This is a genomic window from Poseidonibacter antarcticus, from assembly GCF_003667345.1.
GTDB classification, from domain to species: domain Bacteria; phylum Campylobacterota; class Campylobacteria; order Campylobacterales; family Arcobacteraceae; genus Poseidonibacter; species Poseidonibacter antarcticus.
The window spans coordinates 232,349-248,918 of record NZ_RCWF01000001.1; the positions used below are offsets into that span (position 1 = coordinate 232,349).

Annotated in this window: 18 protein-coding genes; 6 read left to right on the plus strand and 12 right to left on the minus strand. The window is 24.8% G+C overall.

All coding sequences use genetic code 11. From position 1 onward, the window contains the following. Positions 1-5 precede the first annotated feature (5 nt). From hrpB to D9T19_RS01165, 3 genes are read right to left on the minus strand one after another with little or no spacing between them, the layout of a single operon-like run. Positions 6-2,543, minus strand: coding sequence for an ATP-dependent helicase HrpB (gene hrpB / locus D9T19_RS01155; RefSeq protein WP_121626362.1), 2,538 nt, complete (start codon positions 2,541-2,543; stop codon positions 6-8). A 5-nt stretch (positions 2,544-2,548) separates the two neighbouring features. After that, the gene (locus tag D9T19_RS01160) at positions 2,549-2,773 is read right to left on the minus strand and encodes a hypothetical protein (RefSeq protein WP_121626363.1); all 225 of its coding nucleotides are present in this window, start codon (positions 2,771-2,773) and stop codon (positions 2,549-2,551) included. Continuing rightward, on the minus strand, positions 2,770-4,524 hold the full coding sequence (locus tag D9T19_RS01165; RefSeq protein WP_121626364.1) for a Na/Pi cotransporter family protein: 1,755 nt from the start codon (positions 4,522-4,524) through the stop codon (positions 2,770-2,772). The genes D9T19_RS01160 and D9T19_RS01165 overlap by 4 nt, the downstream gene beginning before the upstream one ends. 95 nt (positions 4,525-4,619) lie before the next feature. On the opposite strand from D9T19_RS01165, the gene D9T19_RS01170 reads away from it, so the two are divergent. Next, positions 4,620-5,909 (plus strand): DEAD/DEAH box helicase, encoded by a 1,290-nt coding sequence (locus tag D9T19_RS01170; protein WP_121626365.1) that lies wholly within the window; start codon positions 4,620-4,622, stop codon positions 5,907-5,909. A 38-nt stretch (positions 5,910-5,947) separates the two neighbouring features. Here the strand turns inward: D9T19_RS01170 and D9T19_RS01175 are convergent, their stop codons facing one another. The 7 genes from D9T19_RS01175 to D9T19_RS01205 all read right to left on the minus strand — a co-directional run bounded on the left by D9T19_RS01175 (position 5,948) and on the right by D9T19_RS01205 (position 9,920). Beyond that, the gene (locus tag D9T19_RS01175) at positions 5,948-6,469 is read right to left on the minus strand and encodes a 3'-5' exonuclease (RefSeq protein ID WP_121626366.1); all 522 of its coding nucleotides are present in this window, start codon (positions 6,467-6,469) and stop codon (positions 5,948-5,950) included. Then, a complete protein-coding gene (locus D9T19_RS01180; protein WP_121626367.1) occupies positions 6,466-6,792 on the minus strand; it encodes a hypothetical protein in 327 nt (108 codons plus the stop codon). Before D9T19_RS01180 ends, D9T19_RS01175 begins: the two co-directional genes overlap by 4 nt. Before the next feature lie 167 nt (positions 6,793-6,959). Continuing rightward, a complete protein-coding gene (locus D9T19_RS01185) occupies positions 6,960-7,484 on the minus strand; it encodes a glycine zipper 2TM domain-containing protein (protein ID WP_121626368.1) in 525 nt (174 codons plus the stop codon). 67 nt (positions 7,485-7,551) lie between these two features. Next, entirely contained in the window at positions 7,552-7,896 is a 345-nt protein-coding gene (locus D9T19_RS01190; RefSeq protein WP_121626369.1) for a hypothetical protein, read from the minus strand. Then, positions 7,890-8,933 carry a sensor histidine kinase gene (locus tag D9T19_RS01195; protein ID WP_322900256.1) on the minus strand — a complete coding sequence of 348 codons (1,044 nt, stop codon included), beginning with the start codon at positions 8,931-8,933 and terminating at the stop codon, positions 7,890-7,892. Before D9T19_RS01195 ends, D9T19_RS01190 begins: the two co-directional genes overlap by 7 nt. 94 nt (positions 8,934-9,027) lie before the next feature. Then, the gene (locus D9T19_RS01200; protein WP_121626371.1) at positions 9,028-9,702 is read right to left on the minus strand and encodes a response regulator transcription factor; all 675 of its coding nucleotides are present in this window, start codon (positions 9,700-9,702) and stop codon (positions 9,028-9,030) included. Further along, a complete protein-coding gene (locus D9T19_RS01205) occupies positions 9,702-9,920 on the minus strand; it encodes a DUF1104 domain-containing protein (RefSeq protein ID WP_121626372.1) in 219 nt (72 codons plus the stop codon). The genes D9T19_RS01200 and D9T19_RS01205 overlap by 1 nt, the downstream gene beginning before the upstream one ends. A gap of 248 nt (positions 9,921-10,168) precedes the next feature. Here D9T19_RS01205 and D9T19_RS14640 point away from each other — a divergent pair, with 248 nt between their 5' ends. The 5 genes from D9T19_RS14640 (at position 10,169) to D9T19_RS01230 (ending at position 14,147) form a co-directional block, all read left to right on the plus strand. Next, the gene (locus D9T19_RS14640) at positions 10,169-10,939 is read left to right on the plus strand and encodes a hypothetical protein (RefSeq protein ID WP_228197937.1); all 771 of its coding nucleotides are present in this window, start codon (positions 10,169-10,171) and stop codon (positions 10,937-10,939) included. Between the two features lie 50 nt (positions 10,940-10,989). Continuing rightward, positions 10,990-11,289, plus strand: a complete 300-nt coding sequence (locus D9T19_RS01215; protein WP_121626373.1) for a hypothetical protein — start codon at positions 10,990-10,992, stop codon at positions 11,287-11,289. An 84-nt stretch (positions 11,290-11,373) separates the two neighbouring features. Beyond that, complete coding sequence (locus D9T19_RS01220; RefSeq protein ID WP_121626374.1) at positions 11,374-12,030, plus strand: winged helix-turn-helix domain-containing protein; 657 nt, start codon at positions 11,374-11,376, stop codon at positions 12,028-12,030. A gap of 45 nt (positions 12,031-12,075) precedes the next feature. Beyond that, positions 12,076-13,848 carry an ABC transporter ATP-binding protein gene (locus tag D9T19_RS01225; RefSeq protein WP_121626375.1) on the plus strand — a complete coding sequence of 591 codons (1,773 nt, stop codon included), beginning with the start codon at positions 12,076-12,078 and terminating at the stop codon, positions 13,846-13,848. A gap of 86 nt (positions 13,849-13,934) precedes the next feature. Further along, entirely contained in the window at positions 13,935-14,147 is a 213-nt protein-coding gene (locus tag D9T19_RS01230) for a hypothetical protein (RefSeq protein WP_121626376.1), read from the plus strand. A 110-nt stretch (positions 14,148-14,257) separates the two neighbouring features. On the opposite strand, the gene D9T19_RS01235 is transcribed toward D9T19_RS01230, so the two are convergent. After that, the gene (locus tag D9T19_RS01235) at positions 14,258-15,037 is read right to left on the minus strand and encodes an enoyl-CoA hydratase-related protein (RefSeq protein WP_121626377.1); all 780 of its coding nucleotides are present in this window, start codon (positions 15,035-15,037) and stop codon (positions 14,258-14,260) included. A gap of 27 nt (positions 15,038-15,064) precedes the next feature. After that, complete coding sequence (dddY, locus tag D9T19_RS01240) at positions 15,065-16,339, minus strand: dimethylsulfoniopropionate lyase DddY (protein ID WP_228197938.1); 1,275 nt, start codon at positions 16,337-16,339, stop codon at positions 15,065-15,067. Between the last annotated feature and the right edge of the window lie 231 nt (positions 16,340-16,570).

Genomic DNA, 16,570 nt, shown 5'->3' on the forward strand with positions numbered 1-16,570 from the left:
TAATTTTACATATTTCTTTTAAGTTTATTTGTAGCAATTGCTTTATAAGGATTTTCGGGCCAATAATGTTTTTTATATTTCCCTCTTAACTCTTTTCTAACCTCAACATAAGAGTTTTTCCAAAAGCTTTCTAAATCATATGTTATTTGAATAGGTCTTTGTGCTGGACTTAAAAGATGTATTTGTAAAGCCAAAGTATTATTTAAAATTTTAGGTGTTTGTTTTAATCCAAATATTTCTTGAATTTTCACTTTTAAAATAGGTATTTTAATATCAGAATAATCAATTTTTATATTTGAACCACTTGGAACTTTTATACTATTTGGAAGTAGTTTTTCTATAGTTTGCAAGTCATTCCAAGGTATTAAAGATGTTAAATAAGAGTAAGTATCTACATTTTTTAGCTGTTTTACTGAAGTTATATTTTGTAAAAAAGGTTCAATATTTTTAATATCTTTTAATAAACCATTTTGTGTAAAATCAGGTAGTTTTATATCTACAGTATTCTTTTGTTCTTCATTTTTAATATGATAATTTATAAAACATACTTTTGATATTAAATCTTGCGCTTTTTTACTCCAAGATAATAGTTCTAATCCCTCTTTTTTAATCAAATCTATCAATAATAATGGATATTTCTCTTTTTTTATTTTTAAATTTGGATTTGAATATAGTTCAAGTTTGAAAAAATAAGTAGCAGTTTTTATATCTAAGCTATTTCTTTCTTTTTTATAAGTTACCAAATCAATTTGTCTTAAATATGAAGAGAAATACTTTTTTATATACTCTAAAGAAATAGAACAAGCGTGAATTATATGAGAGTTTAACTCTTTTGCATTTATTCTTGGAACTACTAAATATTCACTATTAAAAAGCATATCTTTATTATTTAGTAGTGCACCTTTTTCATTACTTAGTTTATATTTATTATCATTTTTCTCACGAAGTTTTGCCAATCTATTTGGATATGCATATAATAAAAGTACGCCTAACATTTCTTTTTCTAATTTTATATTATTTTTCGCAATTTTAGTAATGTCTATTGTTCTTTCAAGTTTATTATAAAGATATGTACTTTGGTCTAATACTTGTTTTGCTCTATATTTATTAATAAACTCATTATTAAAACTTTTTTCTTTTAAGATTAAATATCTTTCATATAAATCACAAGAAGAAAAGCTATTTTTAAAAATGTCATTTTCAAGTAACAAAGAAGCTAATAAACAAGCATCTTTTGCAAAACCCAAATCATTTGCTTTAAATATCATATTTGCAAATCGTGGATGAATTCCCAAGGATAAAGATTGCTTTCCATATCTTGTAATATTTCCTTTTGCATCTAACATATCAATATCTTTTAAAAGTTGTTTAGAAGAATCAATTATTTCATCACTTGGAATATCTAATAATTTTAATTCACTTAAATCTTCAACTCCCCAAAGTGTAACATCAAGTAAAAATGAAGATAAATCAGCTCTTAAAATCTCAGGTTTTGAAGACTCTTTTAATATTCTATTTTTATGCCATAACTTATAACACTTTCCACTACTTAATCTTCCAGCTCGCCCTGCTCTTTGTATTGCCGATTGCTTTGAGATAAATGTGTATTCTAAATGATTCATATCATTTGAAGGATTAAATCTTATTTGTTTTTCTAAGCCAGAATCAATTACAACTTTTATACCTTCAATAGTAAGTGAAGTTTGGGCAATATTCGTTGAAAGAATTACTTTTCTATTTATAGACTTATTTATAGCTTTGTCTTGTTCTTCTTTTGTTAGATTTGAATGTAAAGGTAATATTTCGATATTAGTATTTGATAATTTATAATTTAATTTTTCGCTTATATTCCTGATTTCTTTCATTCCAGCTAAAAAAACTAAAATATCACCCTCATCTTCCTTTATTGATTTTAAAATTAGACTTAATAATATATCATTTAATGCTTCTTGTGTTGGATGTTTAATATCTTCTTTTAAATAAATATCTTCAATATCAAACATTCTTCCTTTACTTTTTATAACTTCAACATCTCCAAGTAAAGATGCAATTTTTGAGGAGTTTAGTGTTGCAGACATTAAAAGAATTTTCAAATCATCTCTTAGTAACTCTTGAGATTGTAAAGATAAAGCAAGAGATAAATCAGTATGAATACTTCTTTCATGAAATTCATCAAATATAATCATTGCAACATTTTCTAAGGCTTGATCACTTTGTAATTTTCTTGTTAGTATTCCCTCTGTCACTACTAATATTTTTGTATCTTTTGAGAAACAAGAATCCATTTTTACTTGATAACCAACTGTTTGCCCAATTTTTTGACCTAGAAGTTTTGCCATTTGAAAAGCTACAGCTCTTGCTGCTACTCTTCTTGGTTCTAGCATTATGATTATTTTATCTTTTAACCATAATTCATCTAATAAAGAGATTGGAACCATTGTACTTTTACCAGCACCAGCTGGGGCTTCTAAAATTAATTTATTAGTATTTTTAAGTGTTTCTTGAATTTTAGGAATTACATCATTTATTGGTAATTTTTTCATATATCTTAAAAGTCAACTTTTTTAGAAAGTTTTTTAAGAACTTTTAATTTCTTATTGAATTTATTTATTTCCAAATCATTATCTGATTTTTTAATATTTGACTTAGTTTTTTTTATTTTTATGGATATAATTCTTTTTAATTTAGCTCTTTTCTCTTTATCTTCGCTACTTTTATCAATAGACTTTTCACAAAACTTTTCTATTTTCTCAAACAGTTTCCCAATTTTCATAACTCTTCTCCTAATTCTTGTATTTGCTTATCTTCAATCCATAATATTTTTGCTACTTCTATAAGTTTTTTTGAAATATTATGTGCATATGCAGAATCATTTATTAAAGATGTTGCCATTGTTGTACTTATTTTATTTTCTCTAATAAAAGTATCTATCCTATTATTACGTAAATCATCCAATTTCTTTATGTCTTCTTTTAAAACTTCCAAATTTGATAAAACTTCTACATCATCTTTATTATTTCTTAAATCATTAATTATATTAATAGTTTTTGCAATATTAATTCTTAAATTGTTATACTCATCTTTTATATATATATTTTCTGATTTTAAATATATTGAAATATTCTTATGTAAGTCCCTAATATCTTTAATTGCTTCTACAATATCTTTTGAAGCTAGTTTATAAGAATAAATTTTATTTTTATAATTTTCATCCATATTCTCTTGAGCTAAAATTGAAAAATGTATTATATCTCCGTATAAAGATTTTATTTTATTAGTGTAAAAATCATTAATATCAATATGTATCTGAGTATTTGAGTTTTTTACTACAGAAGAAATATCATGACTACCTAAATAATTGTGTCTATGAAGATATAATGCATGAGAAATCACTTCAACCGAATTATCATATAAATGTATTGTTTCATTTTTAATAGCCTCTAGAGCAGCATCTGGCATTGTAATTACAACATCATCTAGATATAAAGGTTTTAGTATAGATGTTTTTTCATCTTTAAAAAGTGTTTGTAAAAATGTTTCTAGTTTATAAGTAAAAGGAGCAACAACTAAAACCCCAATAACATTAAATACTGTATGAAATAGTGCTAATTTCATTGCATAATTATCTTCTGATATTGCAATTTTACTTGCTAAAAAATCAACCATATTAGCTAGTTGATATAAGAAAACAATTGCAATTATTGCGGTTATAATATTAAATATAAAATGTGCAACAGCTAGCCTTTTACCATTTGCATTTGAAGAAATTGCAGCAACAACGGCGGTTACAGTAGTACCAATATTTGCACCAATTGCAAGCTCCAATGCATTTATATATAAAATTTGATTTGTCATTAAAGCTGTTATAATAAGTGCCATTGTTGCAGCACTAGATTGAATAACAACAGTAGCAATAATTCCAATTAAAATATAAACTAATATTCCTAAGCTACCCTTCATTGCAAATTGTGATAAATCAATACCATCTTTTAAAGTATCAAAACCATCTTTCATATAAGAAATTCCTAAAAAAACAAAACCTAAACCTAAAAGTACATTACCCAAACCTTTATAAACTTTATTTTCTGAAAATTTAAAAATCACTCCAAATATAATCATAGGAAAAGCAAAAGCTGCTATTTTTATTTCCATTCCAAAACTTGATACAATCCAAGCAGTTGTAGTAGATCCAATATTTGAGCCAAAAATAACTCCAATTGCACCACTTAAAGAAATAAGTCCAGCACTTAAAAAAGATATTATTATTACCGAAATTAAAGAAGAACTTTGAATAATTGAAGTTGAAAGAAAACCTGTAAATATTGCTTTTGGAATATTATTCGTAGCTTTAGATAATATTTTTTCCAATATTCCACCACTAAAAAGTTTAAAACCATCTTCCATAAATATCATTCCAATTAGAAAAATAGCAATTCCTGTTATTATAACTTTAGCATCATTATTTATATAAAGTATGTAAGCTAATATACATAAGATCAAGGGGTATAAGATTTTTCTTAACATAAAAAAATACCTTTTCTGCAATAATAGCAAATATTTAGATATAATCGCAATAATATATAAAATAAAAAGGAATTGTTATCGAAACATTTACTTCTATGAACTTAAATTCTCTATTAATCGACGCATTAAAAGATTTAGAGTATGAAAAAGCAACGGAAATACAACAAAAGTCTATACCTATAGCACTTAAGAAAAAAGACATATTAGCAGCTGCACAAAGTGGTACAGGTAAAACTGCTGCATTTTTATTACCAATTTTAAATGAGATTCACGAGAATCAAGAAGGTTTAAAAGCAAAGACATTAAGAGCTTTAATTATTGTACCAACAAGAGAATTAGCAAATCAAATATCAAAAGTTATTGAAGATTTTTCAAAATATATTTTGATTGAAAAAGCTGTTGTTTATGGTGGAGTTTCATCTACAACACAAGCTAAAAAAATAGCACGTGGTTTGGATATCTTAGTAGCAACACCGGGAAGATTACAAGAGCATATTAGAAATAAAACTGTTGATTTATCTTCTGTTACAACTTTGGTTGTTGATGAAGTTGATACTATGCTTGATATGGGATTCTTAGCAGATATTGAAGCAATATTTTTAGAAGCTAATCAAAGCAGACAAATTTTAATGTATTCAGCAACTATGAATCAAAATGTTAAAAAACTTGCAAAAGAGTTTTTAAAAAATCCAGTTGTTATTGAAACTTCATCTCAGCGATCAAGTGTTAAAAAAATTGTTCAAAGAATAATAGAAGTTGATCCAGATCAAAAAGCTGCATTATTATCTTATATTATTGGTTCAGAAAACTACTCACAAGTTTTAGTTTTTGTAAATACTAAAAAAGAAGCAGATGGTTTAGTTGAACACTTAAATCTTGATGGTTTACCAGCTTCATGTATTCATGGTGATATTAGACAAACTGCACGTGCAAAAGCTTTAAGAAAGTTTAGATCAGGTGATAACAGAGTATTAGTAGCAACAGATATTGCAGCACGTGGTATTGATATTCAAATGCTTCCACTTGTTGTAAATTTTGAACTACCTGAAACTGTTAATGATTATACTCATAGAATTGGAAGAACAGGTCGAGCTGGACAATCTGGTTTAGCTATTACTCTTTTAAGTGTAAAAGATTATAAAGCTATGAAAGCTATTGAAAAAGAGTTAATCCTTGATTTAGGAAGAGAAGAAGTAGAAGGCTTTGAACCAAGTGAGAAAAAACCTAGAATCTTTGTTCATAAAAGAAGACCTCTTTCACAAAAAAAAGGTTTAAAAGATAAAAATGGTAAACCAAAACAAACTAGTAAAACTACTAGAAAACCTAATCAAAAAGTCTCTAAAAAAACTACAAAAAGAGATGCAAATAGAAACTTTAGAAAATAAGATATTTCAAGACAAATAAGATTTCTTATTTGTCTTTTTTAAATAACCTTCATACATTTTAATATTTCATAAGTTTTAGAAACATCATAAGTAGCACTATGATATTGCACATCATCAAAATCAATATTATAAAAAATACAAGTTTCATCTAATTTAGGATTTTTAATATTCCCATTTTTATTTATAGCTTTTACAATATTTTTGTTTTCTTTCATTGTACAAAAATGATTTTGAAATTTAACCATTCTATCTAGGTGTCTTAATTCAAAAGAGATATTATGAGCAACTAAAGTATCACTATCTTCACAAAACTGTACAAAATCTAAATCTTCTGTAAAATATGAAGAATAAGTTTTATCTTTTCTATGTGCTAAAATTAACTCAGGTGTTAATTTATGAACTTCATAAGAATAAGGGTTTACACTGTATCTTGAAAGATAATATCTATGAAATTTATCTACAAGTTCATATTTATCTTTTATTTTTTTTAGTTTAACAGCTGCTACTTCTATTACATCACCAATATTTTGTGAATTTGTTTCAAAATCTAAAATTATCATATTTTTATATTTTCTCTTTTTGTATAAATTAATTTTTGTATTTTTTTGTACTCTATTTTATTTTGTGAATTTATTTCTTCTATTAAATTTTCATATTTCTTAAAAATTTGCCATATTTTCTTTGCATGCTCATATCTTTGCATTTTTATTAACTCTAAGAAAGCAATCGCATTTACAAAGGCTTTTAATATAAAAGATTCTTCTCTTGTATTTTTATCATTTTTATATATACGCCATAAATCTTCACATTTATCATGTGCATTTATAAAATTGTTTTCTTCTAATAAAAGGAAAAGTTCTAATAATTCATCTTTTATATTCATATGTAACCTATATTATTTAGTTTTATAATTATATCTAAGTAAATTTAAAGTAGATTCCGACTTAATACTACTTTGATATTATAAGCTATATAGTTTGTTATAGTCTAGAAAAGCAACTCGTTATAAACAGAGAACAACTCTCGACAAATTATTAGAGGATTATTAAGTTAAAAACTTATTGTTTCAGTAATTTTAATTCTATTTTTTCTATGATTAGAAAATTTATAATATTCTCTATTTTTATAAATAAAATAATTTTTATAACCTACTAAAACTTTCTGTCTTCTATTTTTATGTTGTTTTCTATATCTATTATTCTCATAATTCCTTGAATAATTTGCATTAGAATAAGTATCATTGTATCTTGAATTATTAGCAACAGAAGCACCAAGTAATCCTCCTACAATTTTAGCAGCAGTTTTACCATTACCTTTACCAATTTGATTTCCAATAATAACTCCTATAGTTCCACCTACAATTGTATCAAGACCTATATCATTATTATTAGAATAATTATTTGAATAGCCATCATTGTAATCGCTTCTATAATGATTATTTTCATAAGAATCATTTTCTTGTCTATATTCATAAACTGGTTCAGAATGTGTTACATAAGCTTTTACATAAGTTGTATGTTGTTTAGCAATAGCAAAAGTAGAGCATAGTAAAATAGTTAATAATATTTTATTCATTTTCAACTCCTTTTAAATTATATAAAAGAAGTATATTTTTAAATAGTGTACTTATTGTGAAGATCTATTATTTTAGTTTACCAAATATTTTATATTTTTCCCAATATATATCTAAAGCTTTATACAACTTTTTGTCACTAAGTGTAGTTTTTTTCTTAATACCAAATCTTTTTATAAAAGCTTCAGGCATTATTGTCATATCTTTACTTGGCTTTTTCAAATATCTAAACATAGATTCTTTTACTCTATCTTCACTGCTATATTTCAATAAATATCTATAAAAATATTTATCAATTGAAACAGGAAGTTTTCTATGGCATTTTATACAATTATTCTCATATACAGTTTTTTTAGTTTTTGCAGCATTTAAAAAAGAGACCAAAAGAACTAATGTTAATATTAATTTCACCATTTCACCTCTATTTTAGTTCCTTTATCAATTTCTGATTTTACATCAATTTCTAAGTTATACTCTTTTGCTATCAAAGATACAATATTAAGTCCTATACCAAAGCCTCCTACACTATTGTCAAAGCGTGAGTATCTTTCAAATAAGTTTGATAAGTTTTCTTTGTTCATTCCTTTTCCTGTATCTTCTATACTAAAATTATTCTCATTTAAACAAATGGTTATACTCCCAGCTATCTTATTATATTTAATTGCATTTGAAATTAAATTATCTATTAATTTTGATATTTTCTTAGCATCACAATTTAAATATATATTATTTTCTAAGTTAAGAATAAAATTTATCTTTTTGATGGTTGCTAAACTTTTAAAATATTCTACCCTTTGCTTTAAAATATTTGTCAAATTTAATTCTTCATTTTGTGAAATTATTTTATTATCCAAAGTAAGAAATGTTAAATCTTCATAAATATTAGAAATTGTTTTAGCTCCAATATCAATACGATTAATCTTTCTAGCCAACTTCTCATCTAATGTATCTTTATCAATCATTTCTATATTTGTAATAATTGCAGAAATTGGTGTATTTAATTCATGAGTAGTATCTTTTATAAATCTATCTAATAAATGAAGTGCATCACGCATTGGTTTTAAAAATAATTTTGAGATAAAATAACCAATCATAAACATAAAACTAAAGGCAATTAAAGAATAAGTAATAATATCTTTTTTAACTTTTATAAACCATACATTATCATCTGGAACTTCAATAATTACATATTTTGATCCTAAATAATAAGATTCTGGCTCTTTAATAAAATGAATCATTTCATTTGAAATATAAGCAACTTTTTCAAAATTTACTGCTTTAGATTTTAAAGTAGAAAATATTAATTTTTTATCGCTATCAAAAATAGCAGAATTGAACTTTTCATCTCTAGGATAATATTTATATTTATCAAAATTTACATGTAAATCTTTTAATTTAAAAATTAAATCATTTGAATACTCTTGAAGTGCATCTCGTTTTTCTTGTAGCATTAAATCTTTTTGGAATTGATAATAAGTAAAAGAAATACCACCAATTATTACAAGAACTAGAAAAGAATATAAAAGACTAAATCCGAGAAGAGTTCTAGCCTCGCTCTTGGTTAAATCGATATCCAAGCTTTTTAAGACTAACAATTTTTTCTTTTCCTAATACTTTTCTAAGATTTTTAATATATGTTCTTAATGAATTGTCACTATACTCTTCATCATATTCCCAAACATAATCATAAATTCTATCATGAACTAAAAGTTCATTTGGATTTTGTAAAAAAAACTTTAAAAGTTTCAACTCTTTAAAATTGAGTTTAACAACTTCACCATTACAAAGTAGTTCATTTGATTTAGAATCAAAAGTAATATTTTTATCAATTACTATTAGTTTATTTTTTACAGAAAATTCTCTTTTGATTATTGTTTGGACTCTAATTAAAAGTTCTTTTAATGCAAAAGGTTTTCTAATATAATCATCACAACCGCTTTCAAACCCTTTTTCTAAAGAATCCATTGAGTTTAATGATGTAATATAAATAGCAGGAGTTGTGTTACCTTCATTTCTAATAGTTTTTAAAACTTCAAAACCATTTATTTTAGGAACATTTACATCTAAAAGCAATAAATCAAAACTATTTTCATAAATAGCAGAAAGAGCATCTTCTCCATCATAAACTGAAACTACTTCATAACCTTCATCTTCAAAATATTCAACAACAGTTTCATTTAAAGTAAGATCATCTTCTAGTAATAATAATTTTGTTTTCATTATTTATTTAACTTTTGTAAATTGTTTTCATAAGTAGTTTTCTCTTTCTCACTCATTGTTGATGTCCTAGAATTCAACTCTTGAACAAACTGTTTTTTATTTTCATCTTTTACATAGCCCATTATTGCAATTAATTCTTGTGTACTCATTTCTGAATAATCCACTTTTGCAAAAGCGAAACTAATCATAAGAAAAAATAATATAAAAATCTTTTTCATTACCCGCACTTTTTTTATTTTATTATTATTATAACATAATAACTGTGGAATAATTGTTTAATCCCAAGTGTAGCAAAAATAGCATTTTTTTAACAAAAAAATAGCGTTCTCATAGCATTACAATAATATAGAATTTTTTTTACTGTTTTTTACTGTTTTTTTCACTTCTTTAATGAAATAGTAAATAAAAAACCTTAGCTATTATGTATAATATATGTAACAAAGCTAGCAGAAAGTTGGAATTATTTATGACACAATTAGGAAAAGTATTCAATAAAATACCATATTTAGTAAGAGATATAGATAACCCTTATAAAGATATAACATATATTGAAAATATTATAAACATCTTATTCGAACAATATAATATAAACATAGAAAATTTAGTAAATATTTTTTCAAATAATAGAGACAATTTATTACATTTTCATATAGTAATAAAAACAAATATGTCTAAAGAAAATCTTTCCTTTAAATATAAAAAAGAAGATATAGAATTTACTTTTGAAGAATACAAAGAATCAAAAACAAAAACAAAATATATTAACTCTTTTATGTTTATTGAAACATTCAAACATTTGAATGAAAATAGTTTAGTTACTGTATTTGATGAAATGATTGGATGTAATGGTAAAAAACTATTTATTTCAGTTCCCAAGGAAAATTTAAAACTATTTCAACCAAGTTCAAAACACTATTATTATAGAAATATTTTAATTCTTAAAAAAGATGTAATCTGTGATATAGCAGATTCATTTAATATAAATACAAATGAATTATATGATAATTTGCACCCAAATATAATAAAACAAGTTTGTAAAGATTTACATCTTACCTATAAAAAATTATCTTTTGAGTTAGGTTACAAACCTGATACTATCAATAAAGCAGCATCAACAGGAAAAATAAGTGAACAATTAAATAAGGCAATTGAACTTTATTTAGAGAATTTAAGATTAAAAGAAGAACTCAAAGATTTTGATCTTATAAAACAAGCACTTCAGAATGTTGTAGTTTAAGGTTTTATAAATATAATTTTACTACAATCAAACAAAAAAAAAGAGTTTGAATGTTTAAAAACCTACTACTATTAACAACTGCTGCTGTACTTTTTACAGGATGTTTTGGTGATCCAAAAGAAGAAAAATGGAATTCTTTTATCTATCCAGATAAAAATAATAATAAAAGAAGTCTTAAAAGTCCAATGACTTTCAAAAGCCTACAAGAATGTCAACAAGAATCAGAAAAACAACTACAAAAATTAAATATCGTAGATGTTGGAACTTATAAATGTGGTCTTAATTGTAGCTTTCATGAAGGCATGAAACTTGAAGTTTGTGAAAAAATGTTAGCAGCTCCAATAAAATAGATTTTGTAAGTATAAAAAATAATTTAAATAGTTTTTTATTTATTTTATGTTATAAATCTATTCAATATAAAAATAGGAATATACATGAAAGAATTAAAGTACTTAAATATATTATATATATCAAATAATTTCACACAAGATATTGCTATAAACTACTTGAATATGAGTGCTAAAGAGTTTTATATTTCATATAATTTAGATGAAGCGTCAGATATTTTAAATGATAAAAAAATTGATATTATATTTTCAGAATATAATATCACTGAATATTTTAAAGACATTAGAAATAAAAATAAAAAAGTTCAAATTATTATTGCTACGGATTTAATAGAAGATTCACATTTAATTAATGGAATACATTTAGAACTTGTTAAGTATTTGCAAATACCTATAACAAGGGAAGATTTAATTTTCTCATTAAAAGATTGTGTGCATTTACATGATTCAAATAAATCAAATATATTAGATTTAAAAAATAATTATGTTTACGATTATTATAATCAGGTTTTATTAAAAGATGAAAAAATTGTTTTATTATCAAAAAAAGAAAATGACTTTTTTAAACTTATGATAAAAAAAATGAACAATACAGTTTCATATGAAGAAATTGATAAAAGCATTTGGGAAGGTTCAATGACTCAAGATGCATTAAGATCTGTCGTAAAAGAACTAAGAAAAAAAACATATAAAGAATTAATAAAAAATATCTCAGGTATTGGCTATAGATTTAATTTAATTTAAGTTATTTATAGTAAAACTTAACTTATTAAATTAAGAAAGACAACTATGAACAATCACATATCATTTAAATATATTTTTAAACTTCTACTAGACAATAAAAAACACTTAATTATTGGTCAAATAATTACATTTATTGCTATTTTAATAAGTATTCCAATACCTTTAATGTTACCTATTTTAGTGGATGAAGTATTACTAAAAAAACCTGCTTTTTTTGTAAATACCATAAATGACACTTTTGGTGTAGGAAATGCATTTTATTATATTGCTATTGTAACTCTTGTCGTAATTTTTTTACGATTAATGCATTTCATTTTTACAGTTGCTATTACAAAAATCTTCACTTATATTTCAAAATATGTTACTTATAAATTAAGGGTAAAAATATTAACTCACTTAAAATTAGTAAATATGAATGAATATGAAAGCCTAGGATCTGGTGCTATTTCATCAAATCTTGTAACAGATATAAATACGCTTGATACTTTTATCATTTCAATAGCAAGTAAATTTGTTGCTTCTGTGTTAACACTAATTGCAGTTGCAATTGTAATAATTGCAATTGACCCAATATTAGGAATGATGATTTTATTTATTCAACCTATTATAATGGTTCTTTCAAAAAAAATATCTAAAAAAACTGGTAATTTGAAGAAACAAGAAAACCAAGCAATTGAAGAATTTCAAGATAATGTAGGAGAAACATTAGATTTATTTGGGCAAATAAAAGCTAGTAACAAAGAAGAATATTTTTTTAATAAAGCAATTAAAAAAGCAAAAAATATTCAAATAACATCAAATGAATATAACTATAAAAGTGTTGCTTATGAAAGATTCTCCTTTACAATATTCTTAATTGCTTTTGAAATATTTAGATCATCTGGACTTATTTTAGTTGAGTATAATAGTTTATCAATTGGTATGATGTTTGCAATGTTTGGTTATATTTGGTTTATTATGACACCTGTTCAAGATATATTATCAATACAATACTCATACGCAAGTGCAAATGCCGCAATTAATAGAATAAATAAAATTCTAGATTTAGATATAGAGAAAAATGGAAAAGAAATACTTTGTGTAAAAGAAAAAAAGGTAAATATTTCAATAAAAGATTTAACATTTTCATACAATGGAGAAAAAAATATATTAAAAAATATCTCATTAGATATAAAAAGTGGTGATAAAGTAGCACTAATTGGAGCAAGTGGTAGTGGGAAAACAACTTTAGCTCAAATAATATCAGCTTTTTATTCAAAAAATAGTGGTGATATTTTATATAACAATATAAGTATTGATAAATTAAATAGACAAAGTCTAAGAGAAAATATCTTTTTAGTACTTCAAATGCCAATACTTTTTAATAATACACTAAGATTTAATATCACAATGGGAAATGAAAATATAGATGATAAACAAATATTTGATGCACTAAAAATTGCTCAATTAGATGATGTTGTATTAAAAATGACTCAAGGACTAGACACAATAGTAGGACGCCATGGAATTAGATTAAGTGGAGGTCAAAGACAAAGACTATCAATTGCTCGAATGATTATAGCCAACCCAAGTGTTGTTATCTTTGATGAATCAACATCTGCACTTGACGTACATACAGAAGCAAAACTCTTTATAGCTTTAGAAAAGTTTCTAAAAAACAAAACTGTAATAACAATAGCACACAGATTAAGTACAGTTAAAAATGCTAATATGATTTATGTTTTAGAAGAAGGTACAATTGTACAAAGAGGTAATCATAAAGAATTAGAAGAAAAAGAAGGGCATTATTTAGAGTTTGTTAGAAATCAATTGATTTAAATCATTAATTATTGCAAAATCAAATATTTTTAATATACTTTAAAAGAAAATGCTAATATCATACAAATTTAAAATCGGAGTATTAAATGTTTAAACATCTTAACAATGAAATAAATCTTATATGTCCTAGATGCGAGAGTACTAATATTTATATTGGACAAAATATGGAAATTGATCCTAAAAAAACAGTGCGATGTAACGATTGTCATTATTCAGATTTATCTTATAAATTCACTAATGAATATAAAATAGATAATAGTAAAGATAAAAAAAGTAATAAGCACACTTACGTAGAATAAAACTAATATTTAATTTAGACACTATAAAATAAACAATGCAAATCCACCAATTGTATATTTTTCCATAATTTCACTGAAAAATATACAAAGGTGAAGTGGCAAATTTACATTTATTTATTTTTAAAAATTGCTTTTCTTTTTTCAATAAAAGCATTCATACCTTCATTTTTATCTTCTAGAGAAAAAGTTGAATAAAAAGATTTCCTTTCACTTTTTAAACCTACTTGTAAACTTGATTCATAAGAGTTATCTATTGATTCTTTTATAAGTTTTACAATAGGTTGGCTCATTAAAGCGATATTTGTAGCAATTTGGATTGCATCATCAATTACATTGCCTTCTTCACTTATTTTTGCAACAAGTCCATAATCTCTAGCTTCTTGTGCATCTATCATTTCTCCTGTCAAACACATAAGCATAGCTTTTGATTTTCCAACTGCTCTTGTTAATCTCTGTGTTCCACCAATACCTGGCATTGTTCCAATTTTAACTTCAGGTTGACCAAACTTTGCAGTTTCATCACAAATAACAATATCACATAAAAGAGATAGTTCACATCCTCCACCAAGTGCAACACCGCAAACTGCTGCAATTATTGGTTTTGAATGATTTTCTAATCCTTTCCATTCTTTTGTAATAAATTCATTGTTATAAGCACTTGCAAAATCCAATGTAACTAGTTCTTTAATATCTGCACCAGCTGCAAATACTTTATTTCCACCTGTTAAAACAATTGCACCAATTTTTTTATCTTCTTCAAACTTTTTAATTGCATTAGAAACTTCAATTATCAAAGAAGATGATAAAGCATTCCATTCTTTAGGTCTATTTAAAGTAATTACTCCAACACAATTATTTTTTTCTTCTACTAAAATATATTTGTACTCCATTGTCTTCTCCTATAATTTAAAAATATATTACCATTTTGTATGTGTTAAATCACATTGAATCATTTCACCTCTATTTGCAGGAGTTCCTGGTTTATTAGCTGATTCACATAGTAATGTTGTTCCATAGTCGTTTCTTTTGTCATGAGCATTACTTCTTGCCCAAACTGATACAATCGCTCTTTCTTCAGGTTTTGCTTCACAATTACCATCTATTTCAAATGCATGTATAGTATTTTCATGAAAGTACATTAATGGATCTTTTACATATGTACTATCATTCCACATTTTATCTTCATTTTTTTGTGATGAGTCAAATTGTACTCTTCTCATTTTTGATGTTTCTTTAACTGTTTTTAATAAATGGGAATCTTCTTTTATTGCAAAACTTTTGAATTGTTTTGTACAAGCAGGAACTCTCATATTATAATATATTTCAGAAATAGCATGATTATGATATGGATAAAAAGTATCAACTGACTGTACTGTCATACCAACTTCTGCACCAACTTTTTCACCATTAATCTCATCAACTCGTAATAATCCCCAATGTCCAAATATTTCAGCATATGCATATCCTCCACGAATATTAGTAAAGTTTTTATCATTACGTTTACTCTCTTGTGCATACATTGGATACCATCCAGCAGCTGCCCATAAGTTTGGTAATGCATTTGCACTTATATCATAGGGAAATACTAATGGCATTTTTACTTCATCTCCTGTTACCATTTTATAAAAATTATCAGAGAATGTTTGTCCTAATTTTTTTACTTCTACATTTGTAACATCTTTATCAAAGAATTCTTTAAATGTTTTTCTTTTTAACCATTGAGCAACAGGTGATTTTTCTTCAATCTCTTTTCCTGGACTATAAATCCAATCAACATCTTCTCTTGCACTAAAACACACTTTAGCTTTATCTGGATTGTTTATTACTTGATAAATATTTTTTACCATATTTTTCATATCTCGTCTATCCATGATACACATTTTTTTAACACCATTTGTAGAATCAATCATTGCTTCATCTGAATTTAAACAATCGCTTTGAGTAGGATTTGTTAATGCCTTAGCATAAGCATTTAAATAAGAAAGCGTTTCATCCCATAATATATCCACATATTTTTGCTCATTAGCCGTATATTTAGCTGCTTTTGTTAAACATTTAAATTCCGCATTTTGAATATCATTTTTATCCAAAAAATTTGGTAGTTCACTAGCTTGAACATTTAGCATTAAAGATAAGCCTAACAATACTGATACACCTTTTATATATTTATTTCTTAAAACTTTTTTTTTCATCATCTCTCCTTGATTAAATTTGAATTAACAAAACTTTAGCTTATTCATAATATAAAAACAAGAACTTACTTAAAAGAAAGGTAGTACCTAAAAAGATACTATAGATGACTTATCTAAAGGTTTAAAGAATACAAATTTAATCAAAAGAAGAGTCAAAAATATTGGGAAAACTTATATTAAAAGAGATTTAAAACTAATTTTGGATACCTTCCAAAAGAAGCAAAATCTTCT